The organism is Kitasatospora sp. NPDC085464, assembly GCF_044541955.1.
In the GTDB taxonomy this organism is placed as follows: Bacteria; Actinomycetota; Actinomycetes; order Streptomycetales; family Streptomycetaceae; genus Kitasatospora.
This window is the reverse complement of record NZ_JBITTM010000042.1, coordinates 74,254-92,366: the sequence shown is the minus strand read 5'-3', so window position 1 is coordinate 92,366 and position 18,113 is coordinate 74,254. Positions and strand designations below refer to the sequence as shown.

Genomic DNA, 18,113 nt, shown 5'->3' with positions numbered 1-18,113 from the left:
TACAGCAGGGCAGCCCACGTCAGGGCCCGGTGGCCACCAAGCCGCCAGGCCCTCGCAGGGGCCGACGGGTGCCGAGGCACGGCGGACCGTGTCGGCGTGGGACAGGTACCAGCCCCAGGCGAACGGACCCGGCCCCCAGCACACCATCGCCACCCACACCGTCGAGCCCTGATGCAGACGCCACCGCCCCACCCAGCCCGGGGGCCACCGCCCGCCCAGACGGATCTCCACCCACTTCCAGCGCGGCTCGGCGTCCCAGCACCGGCCCGGCCCGGACATCAGCTCCCGCGGCGCCTGCTCGGCATCCCGGACAGCGGGGCGCAACGACGGAGGGACGGTCGAACCGTCCGGGCCGCACTTCTGAGTGAACGTCAGCGAGGGGAACCGTAGCGGAGATCCGTCAAGGCACCCGCCAGTCCGCCGAGCGCGACAGCGGGTACGACCGCGCTCCAGAGCTGACCGGCCATCGCTCCCGAGACCGTCACCAGGACGAGCACGGCCGACCCGACCGCCCAGGCCTGCGGCGATCGCGGCAGCAGCGGCACGGGCTTGCCGTCCCTCCGCCGCCGGGCCCACTTCACGACGAGCAGAACCACCGCCACCGCAAGGAGCGGCGGTGCGATCACATGCGCGGATATCCCCATGGCCTTCGCCTTTCTGGACTGCTAGTTGCGGCACCCGCCGCTGTACTCGTAGGCCTGGAACGCCAAAATCTTGATTTCCACGCACTGGGCGAGGAAGGCCGTGCTCTTGTCGGTGTCGACGGACTGGACCAGGGTGTTGCCCTCCAGCCGGTAGCGGGTGTTCAGGGACTTGCCGGTGGCGTCCTTGGCCCAGGGCGCGTCGCGAAGAATCTGAGGCCCCTGCCTCAAGTGCGGCTGATGTGCTTTGAACGTACACGCCGGTCGAAAGATTGGCACGAACCCTTCGAACTTCCCATGCCTTTGGGATCCGGATTTTGCTGATCCGATTTCCCGAATCCCCTTGGAGGATGCTTTCATTCCGAATGATCGCGCACACTCGGGTGCGCATCGCCGGCGGCCCACCAACCCTGATGCCGGGGGCCGGTGATGGAGGGGATCGCGGCCCTGGGCAGTCGGCCGGCTGGGCCTGGCGCCGGGCCCGCTGCTGCCGTGCGGTGTGCACGGCCTCGGCGACGCGCAGGCGCGGCTCCCACCTCGTGACGCCGAACGCGTGGCGTGGGTGATGGCTCGATGACGACGAATCCGGCGAGCATGGACGGGGTCGAAGCGGGGTGGCAGGCAGTCGCGCTGACGGGCGCGTACGTCCGGTGCTGCTCATTGCCCACGAGGAAGCAGCCCACGGCCGTATCGACGGTTGAACGACGAACGGAGGGTGGGTCCGCGGCGTTCTGCCGGCGGTTGGCCGGGCGACGGGGGTGTCGGGGAGTGGGGGGTGAGCTGCTAGTGTTCTGCTTGTTGCGAGGGAGATGATCTCTCGTCAGGCGTCAGCGGTGCTACCAGAGCACGTCCTACTTTCAGTAGGGAGAGTCCGTGCGATCCGGGCCTGGCGCTCCATTGGTCGGACGAGGTCCGGTGCCCGTACGGGTGCCGGGCCTCGTCTGCGTTGGGCGGGGCCGGGTGGTGGGTCAGCACTTCAGGTGGGCGCTGGTGGTCGCCTGGTTGATGCCCTGGAAGTCGTTGATCCAGAACCGCACGTCGGATTCGGTGGGATGGGCCGTGCCGCAGCTCTGGTTGAACGGGTAGTCGATCGACCCGCCGGTGTTGGTCAGGTGCACGCGGCCGTAGGACGGGCTGTCGAACGAGTGCTTCTCGTAGGCCCAGTGGGAGCCCTTGATTCCGACGAACGAGAATCCCCTGGCCAGGTCGGGCAGGTCGCGGAACTCGACGGTGAGGAACACCAGGGGGCCTTCGGTGTGGATCCGGGTGCCGGTGATCTGGATCCGGCAGAGGCCAGCGACGCCGGGGACCGTGGCGGGGAGTTTGGGGCAGATCTGGGCGAGCCACGCGCGGGCGACAGCCACTTCCCCGTGGAAGCAGTTCACGATGACCGTCCAGCTGCCGGCGTTGGCCACGGCGCAGGCTTCCTCGGGAGTCTGGGAGACCACGCTCGGTACGGCTGCGGGTGTGACGCTCTGTGCGACGGTCGCACCCGTGGTCTGGAGGCCCACCAGGGCCACGGCGGCGGCCGCTGGCACCGCGAGGGAGCGCCAAGGGCGAGGAATCTTCATCGGAAGTCCTCCGATTGTGCGTGTGGGATCGCGGGGAATGCCCGGCTTCGCGCGGGGATTCCCTCACTCTCCGTCAAGAAGAGGCTTCGTATAGAAACAACGCTAGCGACTGCACTATTGAGTGGCAATTGCAGAAGATTCAACAGAGGGATCGGCGGAGGGATTCGGCCCGGACGTCGGGGGCGGTTGCGCAGGGTGTCCGGCGCGGCCTGTCGGTCTGGCGGGCTGGCGGGCCGTCAGGCGGTGGCCGGGCCGGGAACGGCGTGAGGGCCCGGCTCCGCGCGGTTGCGCGGGGCCGGGCCCTCACGGGTCACCCCGGTGACACCTGTCCGCCCCCCGGGGTGGGGGGGAGGAAGATGCGACGGTGTCGGCTTAGTACCAGTGGTGGGTCTGCCAGAAGGCCCAGGCGGCGTTCGGGCTGCCGTAGCGGGAGTTCATGTAGTCGTAGGCCCACTTGATCTGGGTCTTGGGGTTGGTCTTCCAGTCCGCACCGGCCGAGGCCATCTTGGAGGCCGGCAGCGCCTGGCCCAGGCCGTAGGAGCCCGAGCTCGGGTTCGTCGCCGTCACGTTCCAGCCCGACTCGTGGGAGATGATCTGGCTGAACGAGGCCAGCTGGTTCGCCGGGACGATCTGGGCGGCGATCGCCTGCGGGGAGGCGGTGGCGGCGTTCGCGGTGGCGGGCAGGACACCGGCGCCCAGGGCGGTCAGACCGGCGGCGCCGACGAGAACGGCGGCAGAGGTACGCATACGGAGCTTGAAAGCGGGCATGTAGAGCAGGACCTCAATCGGGTTGGGCCGGTGTCGCACCCCGTCTCGACCGCGGCCGGACAGGGGCCGAAACGGTCACGGGGTGTGACACGGCGCTTAGCCGCAACCGGCGGGACAGGAGCCGGTGTGGCTGACGACGAATGCCAAGGTGCCAGACCGCGGCAGCCCGCTCCAAGGCCCCCTCGCTACGACCCGCCGTCGTAGCGAGGGGGCCTCGGTACGGCCCGGGAAGAGCGTCCGCCTCGCACCCGCCGGCCTGCCCCGACCTGCGCGAACACCTCTCGCCGGCCCGCATGGAACGGTGCGAAACGGACAGCACTACCCGCCGTCGTTCATGCCGTACCCGTGTGAGCACCCTCACCACCCGCGGCCCCCGCACCGCCACCCACCGGCCCTCCCCCGCCACGCCCGGTCACCGCTGCGCCCGCGATCCGAGACGCGCACCACACCCGGTGACGGGGAGGGGAGGGGGATGGACGGGGAACCGGGGGACGGACGAGGGGGCGGGGGAGGCAGGGGACGAGGGGCGGGGAAACGAGGGGGCGCGCCCGGGCGGCGGGTGGGGGCAGGGGGGCGCGGATAATGACCGCAGGCCGGGCACCGGTGGGTGCGGTGGTTCGACGAGGAGGCGGAGGACGGATGACCTTGGAGGAGGGCCGGCGCGTCAGGCTGGCCGAGGACGTGGGGATCGGTGAGGCGGTCACCGCGGCGTCCGGCGTCGCCGTCGGGTTCCTCTCGGTGGGGGCGGGGGCCGAGGGCACCGTCGAACGGGTGGACGGGGAACTGCCCGAGAGCGACGAGGTCCGCGAGTACCGGCGGCTCAAGGCGCTGTTCGAGGACTACGGGCACACCATGCCGACGGCGAGCCGTGAACGGCTGGAGGCGCAGCTCGCCGCGCTGGAGCCGCAGTGGGCCACCCACCGGGAGCGGGGCAAGCGGGTGACGGTCCGGGTGCGGCTGGACAACGGCCTCGTCCTCGACGGGGCCCACCAGGACGTCCTCACCCTGCTGTGACACGCCGCCCGCGCGTGCAGCCCCGTACCGGCGCGGTACGGGGCTGCGTCATGTGCGGGGCCTGGGCTGCGGTCCGCGGCGGCGGTCCGCGGCGCTCAGCCGCGTGCCCGGGGACGGTTCACCCGGCGACCCAGGCGGCGGTCAGGGCCTGGACGGCCGAACCGTCGAGGTCCTTGAGCTTGGCGGCGACGAAGGCGCTCGCGGCGTCGGAGGTGAGCAGCCGGAAGGCGGGGCGCTCGGCCGCGAGCTGGTCCACGATCCTCGCCGCCACGTCCTGCGAGGTCTGGGCGGCGGCGAAGGCGCCGCGGGTGCGCTCCAGGTAGGCGGCGAGGGCCGGGGCGTACGGTCCGGCCTGGTCGAGGGCGTCGTCCGCGAGGCCCACGTTGGCGACGAACTCGCTGGCCACCGCGCCCGGCTCGACCACGCTGACGGACACCCCGGCGGTGGCCGCGACCGGGGCCAGGGACTCCATGAAGCCCTCGACCGCGAACTTCGCCGCGCAGTAGGCCTCGTTGAAGGGCTGGCCGATCACGCCGCCGACGCTGGTCACGGTGAGCACGCGGCCCCCGCTCGCGCGCAGCAGCGGCAGGGCGGCCTTGGTGACGTGCAGGACGCCGAAGAAGTTGACCTCCATGACGGCGCGCACGTCCTCGACGCTCTCCTGCTCCAGGGTGCCGACGTGGCCGGCGCCGGCGTTGTTGACCAGCGCGTCCAGCCGTTCCAGGCCGGCCAGGCAGGCCTGGACGGAGGCGGGGTCGGTCACGTCCAGCGCCCGGACCTCGACGGTGGCGCCGGCGTCCTTCGCGGCTGCCAGCAGGGCGTCGGCCTTGGTGGTGTCGCGCATCGTGGCGATCACGTGCCAGCCGGCGCGGGCGGCGGCGACGGCGGTGGCCAGGCCGATGCCGGAGGACGTGCCGGTGATCAGGACGGTCTTGGTGCTCATCGGGGGAGCCTCCGGGGGTTCGGGAACGCATGCTTATGGTTCATAACCAATATGAACCATAACTATGTGGGCCGATATTCCACCCTGTCAAGCACCTGGCTACGCTGGACCCCATGCCCGATCCATCGGATGAGCTCGCCAGGGAGGTCGTCGGCCTCTTCGCGGCCGTCAACCGCCGCTACGCCCAGGAGTCCGAGGCCGCCGCCGCGGTCCACGACCTGACCCCGCTGCAGGCCAAGGCCCTGCTCGCCGCCGAGACCCCGCTCCCCACCCGCCGCATCGCCGAGCGCCTGCACGCCGAGCCGTCCAACGTGACCGTGATCATCGACCGGCTCGAATCGCGCGGCCTGGTCGAACGCGGCCCCGACGAGACCGACCGCCGGGTCAAGCGCGTCACCGCCACCGCGGCCGGGCGCGCCGTCGCCGCCGACCTGCGCGCCCGGATGCCCTTCGCCGGCGACCCGCTGGCCCGGCTCGCGGCACCGCAGCGCGAGGCCCTGCGCGACCTGCTGCGGCTGATCCTGGAGACCTGACGGCGGAGACCTGGGCGGAGACCTGACGGTGGTGGACGGCCGGGCAGGAGGTGGCCGGGGGTGGGCGGCCGGGCAGGAGGCGGCCGGGGGGATCAGTCGGAGTCGCTGTCGGAGTCGCTGTCCGACGCGCTCTCGGAGTCGCTGCCCGGGCCCAGCGAGGCCGTGCCCGCGTCGTCGGCGAAGTACTCGTAGTTGTAGGCGCAGTCGACGGCCTCGTCCGGTGAGCTCCGGGCGAAGGCCTCGGCGGCCGCGCGGCCGAAGCCGCTGTCGTCGTGCGTGTCGTGGACGGCGTGCGTCGCCTCGTGCACCAGGGTCAGCGCCCGCTGGCGCTGGCTGCCGGACCAGAACCTGCCGGCCACACTGATCGGGCCGCCCTGGACGGTGTAGGCGTGCACGCCCTCCTCGTTGCCGACCATCATGTTCGGCTGGTGGTCGTCGATCACGATCGTGTCGAGGATGTCGGAGGCGCCTTCGTACACGCGCTCGATGCGGTCGAGAACACCCACGTCGTCGTGCTCCCCGAAGTACCGCACGAAGACCCGCGCGCCGAGCGGATCGTCCAGCTCCCGCAGCTCGTAGAGCAGGCTGATCGCTTCCTCGATGACGGCCTGCGCTTCCTGCACGGCCTGTTCCACCTGCGTCCGCCGGTCCTCGCCGGCGACCTCGACGGCGGCCCGCTGGAGCGCCCCGGCCCGCACGCCGCCGTGCCCGGACGCCTCCCGCTCCTCCCCCGCCGCCCGCCCCGCCGGCGCGGCTAGGGCCCGGACCGCGTTGGCCTCGGCCTCGCGTTCGAAACGGTCCGCGGGATCGCTGATCCTCAGACCGGATCCGTCGTCGGTGCCGGCCACCGGCCCCGAGCGCTGCTGGATCACATGGGTCAGCTCGTGAGCGAGCGTACGGCGGTCCGCGCCGCCCTCGCCGATCACCACGTGGTTGCCCGAGGTGTAGGCGCGGGCCCCGATCCCGGCGGCGGACGCCTTCGCGGCGGGGCCGGTGTGCACCCGGACGTCGGAGAAGTCCGCGCCCAGCCGGCCCTCCATGTCGGCCCGCGTCCGCTCGTCCAGCGGGCGCCCCGCCCCGCGCAGCACCTCGTGCACGGCGGAGCGCTGCACGGCGGCCGCCGGGAGTCCGCCGCCGGCCAGCATCCTGGCCACCGCCGCGTTGCCGACGCTGCGCTGCAGGCCGTGCAGCACGGCGGCGGACGGCGGACGCGCGGGCACCCGCCCGGCCGCGCCGGCCTCCGGCCCGGCGGCGCGTCGCGGTCCCGCCGAGGATGTCCGCTCCGGCCTGCGGTGTGCGTGCATGGGCGTCTCCGTCCCTACGCGAAGCCAACGCTGCCTTCCTACCGGGGGCGGCCGCCGCCGGGACAGGGCCGCGAGGGCAGGCCCGGGGCCGCAGGCCCTGCCCCGGTCGGCGGGCGGCCCCCGGCGGCGGGGCGCGCCGTATCGTCGGTGCCATGAGCCGAGGACTGCATCTGGACGCCTACCTGCTGGCCTTCGACACCCGGGCCCAGTCCCTGCAGGACCGCACCCGCGCCGGCTTCCTGGTGCGCGCCGCCGCCCTGGCCGAGCTCGCCCACCGCGGCGCCGCCGCCGAGGACGCGGCGGGCCGGGTGCGGATCCTCTCCTCCGCCGCCACCGGGGACCCCGTCCTGGACGCGCTGCTCGCCGAGGTGGCCGAGCGGCCGCGCAGCTGGAAGTCGTGGATCCGGCGCGGACGCGAGGACACCCTGGAGGCCGTCGAGGAGCGGCTCGCGGTGCTCGGCGCGGTGACCGTCGCCGACCGCGACCCCTACGGCCCGGTCGTGCCGCACCGGCCGGTGACGATGGAGGAGCCGCGCGAGGCCCTGGACCTCCAGGCGCGGGTGGCCGCCCTGGTCCGCGGCGACGCCCCGGTCGCCCGGGTGCCGTTCACCGACGCCGCCCTCGCCGCGCTGGCCGCCCACGGACACCTGCGGCTGGTGCTCTCCCGGCACGACCGCCACGCCCACGCCGACCGGATCGCCGCGCTCACCGACCGGCTCGCGGATCCGGCTCCGGGCCTGGCCCGGGCGGTGGCCGGACTGAACCTGACCATGATCGCCGCACAGGGCGGCATGGGAGGCGGCTGACCGGCCGCAGCGGCAGGGCGCGGGGCCGCGCCCCGCCGGCGGGTGATCGGCACCGGACGCGCGTGACGTTTGGCACCCGTTCCCTCACGGAACGTGAAAGGATCGTGGTCGGCAATGGTTCACATCGGCTAGGGGAAGACATGGCGGAGCGTCAGAACGGCACGGTCAAGTGGTTCAACGACGAGAAGGGGTACGGGTTCATCACCCCTGAGTCCGGGCCCGACCTGTTCGTTCACTTCCGTGCGGTCGAGGGAAGCGGCTTCAAGTCCCTGGTGGAAGGACAGAAGGTCAGCTTCGAGGCCGTGCAGGGCCAGAAGGGGATGCAGGCCGACAAGGTGCGCATCGAGCAGTAGCCGCCGGCTCCGGGCGGGCGGTCGCGGCCGGGTCCTACTCACGGGCGCCCACGGCCTCGACCGGCCGCCGCCGGGTCGCCCGCACGGTCGCCACCACCGCGGTGCCCACCGCGACGAGGGCGCACAGGGCGACGGCCCCCGCGATCCGCTCCCACGGGACGACCGTCGTCGCGCCGTCCACCAGCCGGGCCAGCGAGGCGTGCTGGGTCACCGCGGCCAGGACGGTCGCCACGGCGGCCAGGACGGTGCCGACGACCACCGCGACGGCCGACTCGGCCGCGGCCACCTTGACGACCTGTCCGCGCACCGCGCCGGCCAGCCCGAGCAGGGCGAACTCCCGCCGCCGCCCGGCCACCGCCATGACCAGCGTGTTGGCGACCGCGATCAGCGCGTAGGCCAGCGCAGTCCCCAGGATGACCACCGCGGCGTTGTCCGCCTGCTCGGCGGCGTGCGCGCGCTGGGCCTCCAGGTAGGCGCCGTAGGGCACCAGGTGCGCGCCGGAGCCGGCCAGCACCCGGTTCACCTCGGCGGTCTGCCGCTCGTCCAGCGGCCGGCCCGGGCCCGCCGCGGAGTCCAGGTAGACCCGGCTCGGCGGCACCGCGCCGGTCAGCGCCGAGGACAGGTAGGCGTCGTCGCCGCGCAGGCCGCGGGCGACGACCGCCGCGACGACCACCGGCACCCGCGCGCCGGTCGGCAGCAGCGCGACCACCCGGTCCCCGACCGCCAGGCCGTCGGACTCGGCCGCGTGCTCGTCGACGACCAGGAAGTCCCCGGGCGGCGCGGCGAGCGAGCCGGAGCGCACCGGCGGGGTGACGGTGGTGCCCAGCGCGGACGCCGGCACCGCGACCGTGCTCAGCGAGTCGATCTGCTCGCCCCCGGCGGTGCCGATCCGGACGTTCATCGCGGTGACCGGGGTGACCCGGACCCCGGACACGGCCGCCAGCCCCTCCAGCGTCCGGGCGTCGATCCCCGGGCCCGCGGGCACCACCACGCCCGCCGCGTGGACCTCCTGGCACTGACGGGCGAGCGCCGCGGCGTCCCCGGAGCCCTGTGTCGTCAGCAGCGTGGCGACCAGGCCGACGGCCACCACGACCGGCGCCACCGTGGCGGCCGTACGCCGCCGGGAGGTCAGCACGTTCGCGCGCACCAGCATCGGGCCGGCCTTGGCCGAGCGGCGCAGCGGGCCGGTCAGCAGGGCGGTGACCGGCCGCAGCAGGACCGGGGCCAGCAGGGCCACCGCGCCGACGTACAGCACCGGCACGGCCTGGTACTTGCGGGCGCTGGCCGCCAGGTAGGGCTGCGTGGCGGCGATGACGGCCCCGGTGGCGACCGCGCCGGCCAGCAGGGCGGCCCCCAGCAGGCGGCGCACGGGCGTCATCGTGCGGCGCTCCACCGCGTCCTCGCGCAGGACCTCGATCGGGCGGATCAGCGAGACCCGCACCAGGGTGGCCGCCGAGCCGGCCAGCGCCGCGGCCACCCCGACGACGAAGGAGACCAGCAGCGGCAGCGGGTTGAGCGGGACGGTGAACCAGGACGGGGCCACGTGGTGGCCGAGCATCCAGGAGCGCAGCGGCACGGTGCACAGCGGGGCCAGGGCGCAGCCGGCGGTGGCGGCGGCCAGGCCGATCAGGAGTGCTTCGCCGAGTACCATGCGCCGTACCTGGCGGGGGGCGGCGCCCACCAGGCGCAGCAGTGCCAGTTCGCGGCGGCGCTGTTCGGTGGCGAAGGCGAAGGTGGCGATGACGACGAACACCGAGACGCAGACGGCGAGTCCGGTCGTGCTGCCGGCCATCGCCTGGGCGTCGGCCAGTGCCTGGGCGCCGCCGGTGGGGTCGGGGTCGAGGCGGGTGCGGCCGTCGCCGTCGAGGAGGACGGCGCGGCCGTGCAGGAGGGTGGTCAGTCGGGCGGGGTCGGCGTCGGTGACCAGGGCGTTGACGCCGGGTGACAGGCGTCGGGCCTCGGTGTCGCTGAAGAAGACCGCGTTCTCGAACCAGCGTGCGTCGGTGACGGCGACGACGCGGTAGCGGGTGGTGCCGTCGGGGGTGGCGGCTTCGGCCCGGCGTCCGATCAGGGAGGGGTCGGCGCCGCCGACGGCGATCTCGTCCGGGGCCTGGGGCGGGTGTCCGGCCGTCAGGTGGTAGCCGGCGAAGGCGGCGGAGGACCAGGGGTGGCCGGTCGTCGCCACGGGGGCGGCGGGACCGGCGCCGCGGCCGGGGGTGGGGTCGGGGCTTGCGTCGGGGGTGAGGCGGACCGGGAAGCTGCGGTCGGCGGTGGCGTTGCCGGCCGCGGTCACCTGGGCCACGACCTCGGGCGGCAGGACCGCGGGGGCCTTCATCGGGTTCCCCTCGAAGCCCTGGGGCGCGACCACGGCCGGCGCGTGCGGGAAGCGCTGCGGCCCCGGGTGCGGTGTGCCGAAGGTGGCGGCCAGGGTCAGCGTCATCATGCCGACCATCGTCGTGCCGAGGGCGAGGGCGACGAAGGCGCCCAGGAAGCCGGTCAGGCGTCGGCGCAGGGTGGCGGCGGCGATCCTCAGCACGGGTGCGTCCCGCTGTCGCCGGGCTCCAGCGCGGCCATCCGCAGGGCCACGCTCTCGGCCGTGGGCCCGATCAGTTCGCCGGTCACCGCGCCGTCGGCGAGGAAGAGGACCCGTTGCGCGTACGAGGCGGCCGACGGGTCGTGGGTGACCATGATCACCGTCTGGCCCTGTTGTTCGACGACGTCGCGCAGCAGCGCCAGGACCTCCCGGGCGGTGTGCGAGTCCAGCGCGCCGGTGGGCTCGTCCGCGAAGACGACCTTGGGCCCGGTCACCAGGGCGCGGGCGACGGCGACCCGCTGCTGCTGGCCGCCCGAGAGCTCGGCGGGCCGGTGGCCGCCGCGCTCGGCGAGGCCGACCCGGGCCAGCGCCAGGTCGATCGCGGCCGGGTCGAGCGGGCGCCCGGCCAGGCGCAGCGGCAGCTCGACGTTCTGTCGGGCGGTCAGCGCCGGGACCAGGTTGAAGGACTGGAAGACGAAGCCCATGTGCGCGCGGCGCAGCACGGTCAGGGCGCGTTCGGAGAGTTCGTGCAGCGGTGTGCCGTCGAGCAGGACCCGGCCCGCGTCGATTTGGTCGAGGCCCGCCGCGCACTGCAGCAGCGTCGACTTGCCGGAGCCCGAAGGGCCCATGACGGCGGTGAAGGTGCCGGCCGCGAAGGCGGCGTCCACCCCGTCGAGCGCGCGTACCCGGTTGTCGCCGCGGCCGTAGGTCTTGTGCACGCCGGTCAGGCGGACGATGTCGCCCGGTGTCGTCGCACCGGCGTCGGCCTGGTGCGAAGTCCCTGCCGGTAGAGCCTTGTTCCGGAACACGCGCTCGCCTTCTCCCTGGGGCATCGGGTGGGGCGGCGCCTCGGCCGCCCGCCGCGCCGACGCTAGGGCCAGGAGCGGCGGCCGCGCCTCCGGGCCGTCCCCGATCTTGTCCCTGAGGGGCCCCTGACCCGGGGCCCCGGGTGGGCGGTGGCGGTGACGGGGGTGAGGGCGGTCGCGGTGCCGGGGGTGAGGGCGGTCGCGGTGACGGGGGTGGCGGCGGGGTGGCGGCGGCGGGCAGGGCCCGGGCAGGGGGCGGGGCGGGGGTGACCGCCGGGGTATCCGGGCAGATCAGGGGTGGTGTCCGGGGCGCCGGCACCGGGGGCGGATTCCCGCCTCCTGCCCGGGTACGTGGAAGGGCCCATGCGCCTGCTCCGCCCGACTGATCCCCGGAAGGTGCCCGTCGGATCCGCATTTCCGCAGGTCGGCGCGGTGTTTCTGACGAGCTGTGAGGTCCGCTCGGGCGGCGGCAGCGCTTGCGGGGGGTCGCGGCGCATGGCTGTCTGAAGTCGTGACGGGCCGATCGGCGCCGTCCCTTTCAATCCTGAACTCCGTGGAGGAGATTCCCATGCGTGCTTTCAAGCGTGTTCTGGCCGTCGGCGCTCTGACCGCCCCGCTCGTCATCGGCTGCACCGGTCTGGCCTCGGCCACCGAGGGCCTGAGCGCGGACTTCGGCAAGGGCGGGTTCATGGCGAACCAGAACGGCGCCGGCGTGGCCGCTGTCGAATCCGCCGTCTCCCCCGACGGGGTCTCCCACGCGGGCTTCTGGATCCTGGCCGACGACAACGGCGTCTCGGGCTCGTTCGCGGGCTCGGGCGCCACGTGGAGCAACGACTGACGAAGCCCGGCCGCCGCCTGCCCGGACCGGGTCCGGGCGGGCGGCGGGCGGGCCCGGGGCGCGGTGGACGCGGACGACGTGAACGGCGTCGCCGCTTGCGCCCGGACCGGCGAAGGCGGCGCGCGGTGCCCGGTGGGACGGGTACCGCGCGCCGCCGGCGCGTGTCCGGGGTGTTCCCGGGGGTCTTCCGAGGTGCTCCGGGGTGTTCCCGGGGGTGCTCCGGAGCTGCTGTCCGAGGGGGTGGTCTGCCGTCAGACCTTGAGGCCGTGGCGGTTGACGTACCAGAAGTGGAAGCCGAACAGCCCGCCCAGCACCACCAGCCACTGCAGCGAGTTCACCAGGGGCACCACGTCCACCGGCAGGGTGCAGGCCAGCGTCACCCGGATCCCGGCGTCCGCGGCGAAGCCGAGGCCCCAGACGGCGGTGAGCGTGCGCAGGTGGCGGCGGAAGACGGCGTCGTGGTCCCAGCGCCCCACCCACTCCTCGGCGCCCGCCTCGCCGAGCTTGGCGGCGACGATCGACCGGGCCGCGGTCAGCATGAACGGACGCCGTGTCGCCAGGGTGCCCAGCACCCAGAGCCCGAGCACGCCGAACACCCAGCTGTCGCGCACCAGCAGCACCCGGGGGCTGCCGCTGACCGTCGCCATCAGCGCGCCGAGCGCGATCATCAGCAGGGTGAAGGCCGGCATCGCCTCGATGCGGCGGCTGCGCACCATGCCGAGCACCAGCCACGGCACCAGCAGCAGGCCGCTGACCAGGAGCGCGGCCCACTGGCTGAGCCCCAGGCCGTGCAGCAGGTAGAACCCGCCGAGGGGCAGCGCCAGTTCGAGGACCAGCGACCGGGCCAGCAGCCGCTTGGCGGCCCGGGCCTTGTGGTCCTTGTCCGGTGCGGACCCGTTCGGTGCGGACCCGTTCGGTGCGGACCCGGGCGTGGTGCCCTGCGGATCGGTCTCCTGTCCGGCCGGCTTGCTCACGGTCTCCCCCATCACACTCGCCCCTCCCATGACTGCCTCTCCCCTGTCCTGTGCGCCCCGTCGGCCCCGGCGTCCCGATTACGGTTCGGCCCGGGTGGCCCGGTCGAAGATGTCCGCCAGCTCGCGGCCGGCGGCGGTGACGTCGAAGGCGGGATCGCCCACCCAGCGCATCACCACGGCATCGACCGCCCCGCGCAGCGCGACGAGCATCAGCCGGGGGTCGAACTCCCGGAACTCGCCCGCCTCCTGGGCCTGGCGGACGGCCTGCTCCTGGCCGTCCATCAGCAGCTGCAGGGAGGCGTTGTAGCCCACCGTGGCCGGATCGTCCCCGCCGAGGTTGGGCAGCACCTCGATCAGCGCCTTGAGGTGCCGGGGCCAGACCGCGAGCAGCTCGACGTTGGCCTCGACGAACGCCCGCAGCCGGGCGCGCGCACCCTCGGCGGCGCCGACCCTGGGCGCCATGAACGCGCCGGTCACCCTGGTCACTTCGGCGACGACCTCGTGCATCAGGTCGTCCTTGCCCGCGAAGTGGTACGAGATCATCCCGGTGCTGCTGAGCCCGGCCTGCTTCGCGATCCGGCTGAACGACGCCTTCGCGTAGCCCTGTTCGGCGACCACTTCGATCGCGACCTGCACGATCTGTGCCCGGCGCCCCGACTCGGTGAACGTCCGCCCCATCCCCGCACCTCCTTGCTCGTGCAAGCTGGTTCTTGCTTGCCCGAGCAAGACTGTAGAGCAGTTTGCTCAGCCGAGCAAGAACTTGCGCGGCCGAGCAAAAGTGCGAGCGCCCGGACGCCGGAATCCCCCTGACGGACACTCACCGCCGACGGGTTCAAACGCCCCCTGCGCCCCCGGAAGGGGCGAGCCGGTGCGGAGGGCGCGCGACGGCCGGTTCGCCACCGAAGTGATTCCGGCGGAGCACCGGCCTGCGCCCACGCTTCCGAGCGCTCTTACCGCGACGGACACCGGCGGTGATCCTGGCTGCGGGCCCGGTCGTCGGCGAACGGTGCTGCCGCCGCCCGGCGATCGCGGCGCCGTCCCCCGGCGCGAGCGGCGCCGTCCCCGGTGAGGACGGCGCCCCCGGCGAACGGCGCGACGGCCCCGACCTGTCAGGGAACCGCAAGCGGCACCCCCGGGGGCCGCGCTCCCGAAAGGAACCCGTCCTTGGCCATCGGAATCCCGCTGCCCCGCGGCCTCGCCGTCCTGGGCACCGTCCTGCTCGCCGCCACCGCCGCCGTCCCGCTGACGGCCTCCCCCGCCGCCGCGGCCTCCCCCATCTGCCTGAGCGGCAACCTGCAGTACGACTACCAGTCGGCCGAGGACGGCACCGCGAAGCCCACCAGGACCAAGCCGGTCCGCAACGCCAACGTCGCGCTGTGGGGCAACGAGAAGTCCACCGACAACGCCCGCCAGCTCACCGCCGACTACCAGTACACCGCCGTCGGCGACGGAGGCTTCAACCTCTGCTACACGCCCGTCACCACCACCTCCATGAGCAGCATGTGGGTGCGCTTCCGCACCGAGAGCACCAAGCTGTGGAAGGTCAGCGACACCACCGGCACCCCCTACACCCTGGACTCCCCCGTCCGGACGAACGTCTCCGCCGGTACCTCGCTCGGCACGCTCAAGCCGGCCGCCGCCACCGCCCGGGCCTGGCACGCGTTCGACACCGTCAACCTCATCTGGTGGAACCGCAACAACTCCACCAGCGACTGCTGGTCCTCCCACGAGGCGAACAGCAACGCCTGTACGGAGCTGAACGTCCAGTGGACCGACGGCTCCTCGGACGGCCCGTACTACGACCTGGCCAACACCGTCCACCTGGCCTCCGGCGACCCGGACTCCGAGCACACCGTGCTGCACGAGTCCGGCCACTTCCTGATGCACCGCCTGTACGACGGCAGGTTCCCGGTCGTCACCAACTGCAGCCCGCACTACATCGCCCTGGCCAGCTCCGGCAGCTGCGCCTGGACCGAGGGCTTCGCCGACTCCGCCGCCGCCTACCTGCTCGGCGACAACCGCTACGTGTGGCCGGACGGCAGCAGCTACCCGTTCACGTACACCACCGGCTGGAACACCGGCGACCAGGTCCAGGGCAACGTGGACGGCTCGCTGCTCGACCTGTGGAAGAACCTCGACGGGGGCTGGAACGGCACCATCGCGGTGCTCACCACGCACGCCCCGTCCACCTTCGCGGACTACTTCACGGCCGGACGGCCCGCCGGCAACCTCGCCACCAACGCCTCCGCGCTCGCCTACCTGGCCGCCCACACCATCGACTACGGGCCCACGATCGTCGGCGACAACCAGTACCACGCCCTCACCGACGGCGGCGGCCTGGCCCTGGAGCACGCCGGCCAGTGCGCCGCCACCACCGGTGTGGGCGCCGACCTCGACACCTACGACTCCACCCACGCCTCGGAGCGGTGGAAGTTCGACACGAACGCGGACGGCACGGTCAGGATCTACGACAGCTGCCCGACCCCGCTCACCCTGACCGCCCCCGGCGCCGCCGGGGCCCAGGTCACCCTGAAGGCCTTCGACTCCACCGACACGCACCAGAAGTGGAAGGTCGCCCAGAACAGCAGCGGCACCTACACGATCACCAACCCGGCCACCGGGTACGCACTCGACAGCGCCTCCGTCAGTGCCGGCGCCGCGGTGACCGTCAACCCGGCCGGCAGCGCCAACAGCCAGGCCTGGGCCACCCTCAGCTGACGGCCGGGCCGCGAGGAGGACCGGCGGTGCCCGACGGGACCCGACGCCGGGGCACCGCCGGGGCACCGCCGGGCACTCCCCCCCCCGGGGCCCGCAGGCCCGGTGCCCGGCGGGCCCGGCGGGCACCGGGCCCGGCCGTCAGCGCGCCCAGTCGGCCGAGAACCCCGCCCCCGCGCGGTCGACCCGCGCCGCCCCCGCCCCCGCGAAGTGCGCCGGAATCACCAACTCCTTCTCCGCCGCCGCCCGTTCCAGCACCCGCAGCCGGCTGGCCGCCGCCTGCACCGGGTCCAGGCAGAAGCAGCTGCTGCAGCTGGGGTGCGCCAGCTGCACCGGCGAGTGCATCACGTCCCCCACGAACACCGCCCGTTCACCGCCGGACTGCACCCGCAGCACGGACGAGCCCGGCGTGTGCCCCGGCGCCTCCTCCAGCACCAGCGCCGGGTCGATGCGCAGCGAACCCGACCACTCCTGCGCCTGCCCGGCCGCCAGCACGGGGGCCACGCTGTCCTCGAACACCTGGTGCCACTCCGCCCACCGCACCGCCTCCGCGGTGTCCTCGGCCCCCGCGGCGTCACCGCCGCGGGGGCCGTTCCCGGCGGCCGGGTCGAAGAACGCCCGGTCCGCCGCCGGCAGGTAGTACACGGCGTTCGGGAACGTCGGGACCCACGCCCCGGCCCGCTCCACCGTGTTCCACCCCACGTGGTCCGCGTGCAGGTGGGTGTTCACCACCGCGTCCACGTCCTCCGGCCGCACCCCCGCGGCGGCCAGAAGCTCCGGGAAGCGCCCTTCGAGCCGGTGGAACAGCGGCGTCGCCGGCCGCTCGCGCCCGTTGCCCACCCCCGTGTCCACCAGGACCGTCCGGCCGCCGCTGCGCACCACCCAGGTCTGCAGCGCGCCGACGTAGGCGCCGGAGGCCGGGTCGTAGTGCTCGGGCGCCAGGGCGGCGGCGTCGGCGCTCCAGGCCGGTTCGCCGAGCTCGGGCACGATCTCCGCGGCCGGCGCGAACGGCCCCTGGAACTCCAGCACCCGGATGATCTCCACGTCCCCCAGTACGATCCGCTCCACGGCTCGCCCCCTCCATCTGTCGTCCGTCGGTCCGGTGTTCGGTCTTCGGCCTCGGTCTCGGTCTTCGACCTTCGGCGTCCGACCTTCGGTGATGAGCCTAGGGAGGCCGGATGAGCCGCTCAATGCGCCAGTGGCTCGCTCCGATACGCGAACGGCTCATCACCGGCGTCCCGGCGGAGGTGTTCGGGGCGGTTACGATGGCCGGATGGACGTGGTCAGCGACGCGATCGCCGCCGTACGGGCCGGCCGGCCCGCCTCCAACCGGCTGCGCGTGGCGGGGCGTTGGGGCGCGCGCATCCCCTCCTACGCGGGTGCGGGCTTCCACGTGGTGCTGTCCGGCAGCTGCTGGCTGCTGGCCGACGGCGGCGGGCCGCTGCGGCTGGGCCCCGGCGACGCGGTGCTGCTGCCGCACGGCAGCGGACACGCCCTGTCCGACGGGGAGTTGACCGCCGCCCGGGCGGCGCGCCTGCCGGAGCTGGACTCCCTGCTCGGCCCCCGACGGCGCCCCGGCAGCGGCCCGGACGCCGCCGGTGCGGACGCGTCCGGTGCTGATGCTGCCGGTGCAGGAACGACCGGTGCGGGTGCTCCCGGTGCCGGTGCTCCCGATCCGGGCGCTCCCGGTGCGGCCGACCTGCTGTGCGGCAAGTACCGCCTCGACCACGGGCTCGGGCACCCGCTGATGCGCGAGCTGCCCCAGGTCGTCCACCTGCCCACCCGCACCGGCGAGCACCCCGAACTACGCGCCGCCGTCGATCTGTTGAGCAGCGAACTGACCGCCGCCCGACCCGGCGGCGAACTCGCCGTACCGGGCCTGATCGACCTGCTGCTGGTCTACCTGGTGCGGGCCTGGACCACCCGGCGCGGCGCCGACGGCTGGGGCGCCGCACTGACCGACCCCGTGGTGGCGACCGCGCTCGCCGCCGTCCACGAGGACCCGGCCCACCCCTGGACGACCGAGACCCTGGCCACCCACGCCGGCGTCTCGCGCGCCACCCTCACCCGCCGCTTCACCACCCTCACCGGCCGCCCCCCGATGGCCTACCTCACCTGGTGGCGGATGACCCGCGCCGCGGGCCTGCTGCGCAACACCGTCGACCCGCTGGAAGCCGTCGCCCGCAGGGTCGGCTACGCCAGCCCCTACGCGCTCTCGCACGCCTTCGTCCGCCAGTTCGGCACCACCCCCGGCCGCTACCGCGCGGCCCGCACCGCCCTCGTCGCCTGACCGCGCCCGCGGCGGCGGTCATGT

The 18,113-nt window shown here is 74.1% G+C and carries 18 protein-coding genes; 7 read left to right on the top strand and 11 right to left on the bottom strand.

Translation table 11 applies throughout. From position 1 onward, the window contains the following. Positions 1-371 precede the first annotated feature (371 nt). From ACIGG8_RS32060 to ACIGG8_RS32045, 4 genes are all read right to left on the bottom strand, one after another. On the bottom strand, positions 372-644 hold the full coding sequence (locus tag ACIGG8_RS32060) for a hypothetical protein (RefSeq protein ID WP_396552193.1): 273 nt from the start codon (positions 642-644) through the stop codon (positions 372-374). A 21-nt stretch (positions 645-665) separates the two neighbouring features. Further along, positions 666-1,001: a hypothetical protein gene (locus tag ACIGG8_RS32055; RefSeq protein WP_396552192.1), complete on the bottom strand. Its 336-nt coding sequence runs from the start codon at positions 999-1,001 to the stop codon at positions 666-668. Between the two features lie 608 nt (positions 1,002-1,609). Continuing rightward, entirely contained in the window at positions 1,610-2,212 is a 603-nt protein-coding gene (locus tag ACIGG8_RS32050; protein ID WP_396552191.1) for a hypothetical protein, read from the bottom strand. Positions 2,213-2,584: 372 nt separating this feature from the next. Next, positions 2,585-2,959 (bottom strand): transglycosylase SLT domain-containing protein, encoded by a 375-nt coding sequence (locus ACIGG8_RS32045; RefSeq protein WP_350519594.1) that lies wholly within the window; start codon positions 2,957-2,959, stop codon positions 2,585-2,587. Between the two features lie 660 nt (positions 2,960-3,619). Between ACIGG8_RS32045 and ACIGG8_RS32040 the strand changes: the two genes are divergently transcribed. Then, positions 3,620-3,994, top strand: a complete 375-nt coding sequence (locus ACIGG8_RS32040) for a hypothetical protein (RefSeq protein ID WP_396552190.1) — start codon at positions 3,620-3,622, stop codon at positions 3,992-3,994. A 118-nt stretch (positions 3,995-4,112) separates the two neighbouring features. Here the strand turns inward: ACIGG8_RS32040 and ACIGG8_RS32035 are convergent, their stop codons facing one another. Then, positions 4,113-4,937, bottom strand: coding sequence for an SDR family oxidoreductase (locus tag ACIGG8_RS32035; RefSeq protein WP_396552189.1), 825 nt, complete (start codon positions 4,935-4,937; stop codon positions 4,113-4,115). 113 nt (positions 4,938-5,050) lie between these two features. On the opposite strand from ACIGG8_RS32035, the gene ACIGG8_RS32030 reads away from it, so the two are divergent. Further along, positions 5,051-5,470 carry a MarR family transcriptional regulator gene (locus ACIGG8_RS32030; RefSeq protein ID WP_350519591.1) on the top strand — a complete coding sequence of 140 codons (420 nt, stop codon included), beginning with the start codon at positions 5,051-5,053 and terminating at the stop codon, positions 5,468-5,470. Between the two features lie 92 nt (positions 5,471-5,562). Here the strand turns inward: ACIGG8_RS32030 and ACIGG8_RS32025 are convergent, their stop codons facing one another. Further along, positions 5,563-6,774, bottom strand: coding sequence for a DUF4157 domain-containing protein (locus tag ACIGG8_RS32025; RefSeq protein WP_396552188.1), 1,212 nt, complete (start codon positions 6,772-6,774; stop codon positions 5,563-5,565). Between the two features lie 152 nt (positions 6,775-6,926). Between ACIGG8_RS32025 and ACIGG8_RS32020 the strand changes: the two genes are divergently transcribed. Together ACIGG8_RS32020 and ACIGG8_RS32015 are read left to right on the top strand one after the other, a co-directional pair. Then, positions 6,927-7,580, top strand: a complete 654-nt coding sequence (locus tag ACIGG8_RS32020) for a GPP34 family phosphoprotein (protein ID WP_396552187.1) — start codon at positions 6,927-6,929, stop codon at positions 7,578-7,580. 140 nt (positions 7,581-7,720) lie between these two features. Continuing rightward, positions 7,721-7,933, top strand: a complete 213-nt coding sequence (locus tag ACIGG8_RS32015; protein WP_350519589.1) for a cold-shock protein — start codon at positions 7,721-7,723, stop codon at positions 7,931-7,933. A gap of 34 nt (positions 7,934-7,967) precedes the next feature. Here the strand turns inward: ACIGG8_RS32015 and ACIGG8_RS32010 are convergent, their stop codons facing one another. Then, entirely contained in the window at positions 7,968-10,469 is a 2,502-nt protein-coding gene (locus ACIGG8_RS32010; protein WP_396552186.1) for an FtsX-like permease family protein, read from the bottom strand. Next, entirely contained in the window at positions 10,463-11,275 is an 813-nt protein-coding gene (locus ACIGG8_RS32005) for an ABC transporter ATP-binding protein (RefSeq protein ID WP_396552185.1), read from the bottom strand. The genes ACIGG8_RS32010 and ACIGG8_RS32005 overlap by 7 nt, the downstream gene beginning before the upstream one ends. A gap of 565 nt (positions 11,276-11,840) precedes the next feature. Here ACIGG8_RS32005 and ACIGG8_RS32000 point away from each other — a divergent pair. Then, positions 11,841-12,110, top strand: coding sequence for a hypothetical protein (locus ACIGG8_RS32000; RefSeq protein ID WP_396552184.1), 270 nt, complete (start codon positions 11,841-11,843; stop codon positions 12,108-12,110). A gap of 251 nt (positions 12,111-12,361) precedes the next feature. On the opposite strand, the gene ACIGG8_RS31995 is transcribed toward ACIGG8_RS32000, so the two are convergent. Both ACIGG8_RS31995 and ACIGG8_RS31990 read right to left on the bottom strand, forming a co-directional pair. Next, on the bottom strand, positions 12,362-13,096 hold the full coding sequence (locus ACIGG8_RS31995) for a VC0807 family protein (protein WP_396552183.1): 735 nt from the start codon (positions 13,094-13,096) through the stop codon (positions 12,362-12,364). A 66-nt stretch (positions 13,097-13,162) separates the two neighbouring features. Continuing rightward, a complete protein-coding gene (locus tag ACIGG8_RS31990; RefSeq protein WP_396552182.1) occupies positions 13,163-13,762 on the bottom strand; it encodes a TetR/AcrR family transcriptional regulator in 600 nt (199 codons plus the stop codon). Positions 13,763-14,248: 486 nt separating this feature from the next. Here ACIGG8_RS31990 and ACIGG8_RS31985 point away from each other — a divergent pair, with 486 nt between their 5' ends. After that, positions 14,249-15,802 carry an RICIN domain-containing protein gene (locus ACIGG8_RS31985; RefSeq protein WP_396552181.1) on the top strand — a complete coding sequence of 518 codons (1,554 nt, stop codon included), beginning with the start codon at positions 14,249-14,251 and terminating at the stop codon, positions 15,800-15,802. A gap of 138 nt (positions 15,803-15,940) precedes the next feature. On the opposite strand, the gene ACIGG8_RS31980 is transcribed toward ACIGG8_RS31985, so the two are convergent. Then, entirely contained in the window at positions 15,941-16,867 is a 927-nt protein-coding gene (locus tag ACIGG8_RS31980) for an MBL fold metallo-hydrolase (protein ID WP_396552180.1), read from the bottom strand. 205 nt (positions 16,868-17,072) lie between these two features. Here ACIGG8_RS31980 and ACIGG8_RS31975 point away from each other — a divergent pair, with 205 nt between their 5' ends. Further along, complete coding sequence (locus ACIGG8_RS31975) at positions 17,073-18,089, top strand: AraC family transcriptional regulator (RefSeq protein WP_396552179.1); 1,017 nt, start codon at positions 17,073-17,075, stop codon at positions 18,087-18,089. Positions 18,090-18,113: the final 24 nt, after the last annotated feature.

What these genes read in the sequence shown, in the direction of transcription:
- ACIGG8_RS32035 (WP_396552189.1), bottom strand. Translation starts at nt 4,937, where the DNA reads ATGAGCACCAAGACCGTCCTGATCACCGGCACGTCCTCCGGCATCGGC.
- ACIGG8_RS31995 (WP_396552183.1), bottom strand. Translation starts at nt 13,096, where the DNA reads ATGGGGGAGACCGTGAGCAAGCCGGCCGGACAGGAGACCGATCCGCAG.
- ACIGG8_RS32020 (WP_396552187.1), top strand. Translation starts at nt 6,927, where the DNA reads ATGAGCCGAGGACTGCATCTGGACGCCTACCTGCTGGCCTTCGACACC.
- ACIGG8_RS32030 (WP_350519591.1), top strand. Translation starts at nt 5,051, where the DNA reads ATGCCCGATCCATCGGATGAGCTCGCCAGGGAGGTCGTCGGCCTCTTC.
- ACIGG8_RS32040 (WP_396552190.1), top strand. Translation starts at nt 3,620, where the DNA reads ATGACCTTGGAGGAGGGCCGGCGCGTCAGGCTGGCCGAGGACGTGGGG.
- ACIGG8_RS32050 (WP_396552191.1), bottom strand. Translation starts at nt 2,212, where the DNA reads ATGAAGATTCCTCGCCCTTGGCGCTCCCTCGCGGTGCCAGCGGCCGCC.
- ACIGG8_RS32060 (WP_396552193.1), bottom strand. Translation starts at nt 644, where the DNA reads ATGGGGATATCCGCGCATGTGATCGCACCGCCGCTCCTTGCGGTGGCG.
- ACIGG8_RS31975 (WP_396552179.1), top strand. Translation starts at nt 17,073, where the DNA reads ATGGACGTGGTCAGCGACGCGATCGCCGCCGTACGGGCCGGCCGGCCC.
- ACIGG8_RS32055 (WP_396552192.1), bottom strand. Translation starts at nt 1,001, where the DNA reads ATGAAAGCATCCTCCAAGGGGATTCGGGAAATCGGATCAGCAAAATCC.
- ACIGG8_RS32015 (WP_350519589.1), top strand. Translation starts at nt 7,721, where the DNA reads ATGGCGGAGCGTCAGAACGGCACGGTCAAGTGGTTCAACGACGAGAAG.
- ACIGG8_RS31990 (WP_396552182.1), bottom strand. Translation starts at nt 13,762, where the DNA reads ATGGGGCGGACGTTCACCGAGTCGGGGCGCCGGGCACAGATCGTGCAG.
- ACIGG8_RS32045 (WP_350519594.1), bottom strand. Translation starts at nt 2,959, where the DNA reads ATGCGTACCTCTGCCGCCGTTCTCGTCGGCGCCGCCGGTCTGACCGCC.
- ACIGG8_RS32025 (WP_396552188.1), bottom strand. Translation starts at nt 6,774, where the DNA reads ATGCACGCACACCGCAGGCCGGAGCGGACATCCTCGGCGGGACCGCGA.
- ACIGG8_RS32000 (WP_396552184.1), top strand. Translation starts at nt 11,841, where the DNA reads ATGCGTGCTTTCAAGCGTGTTCTGGCCGTCGGCGCTCTGACCGCCCCG.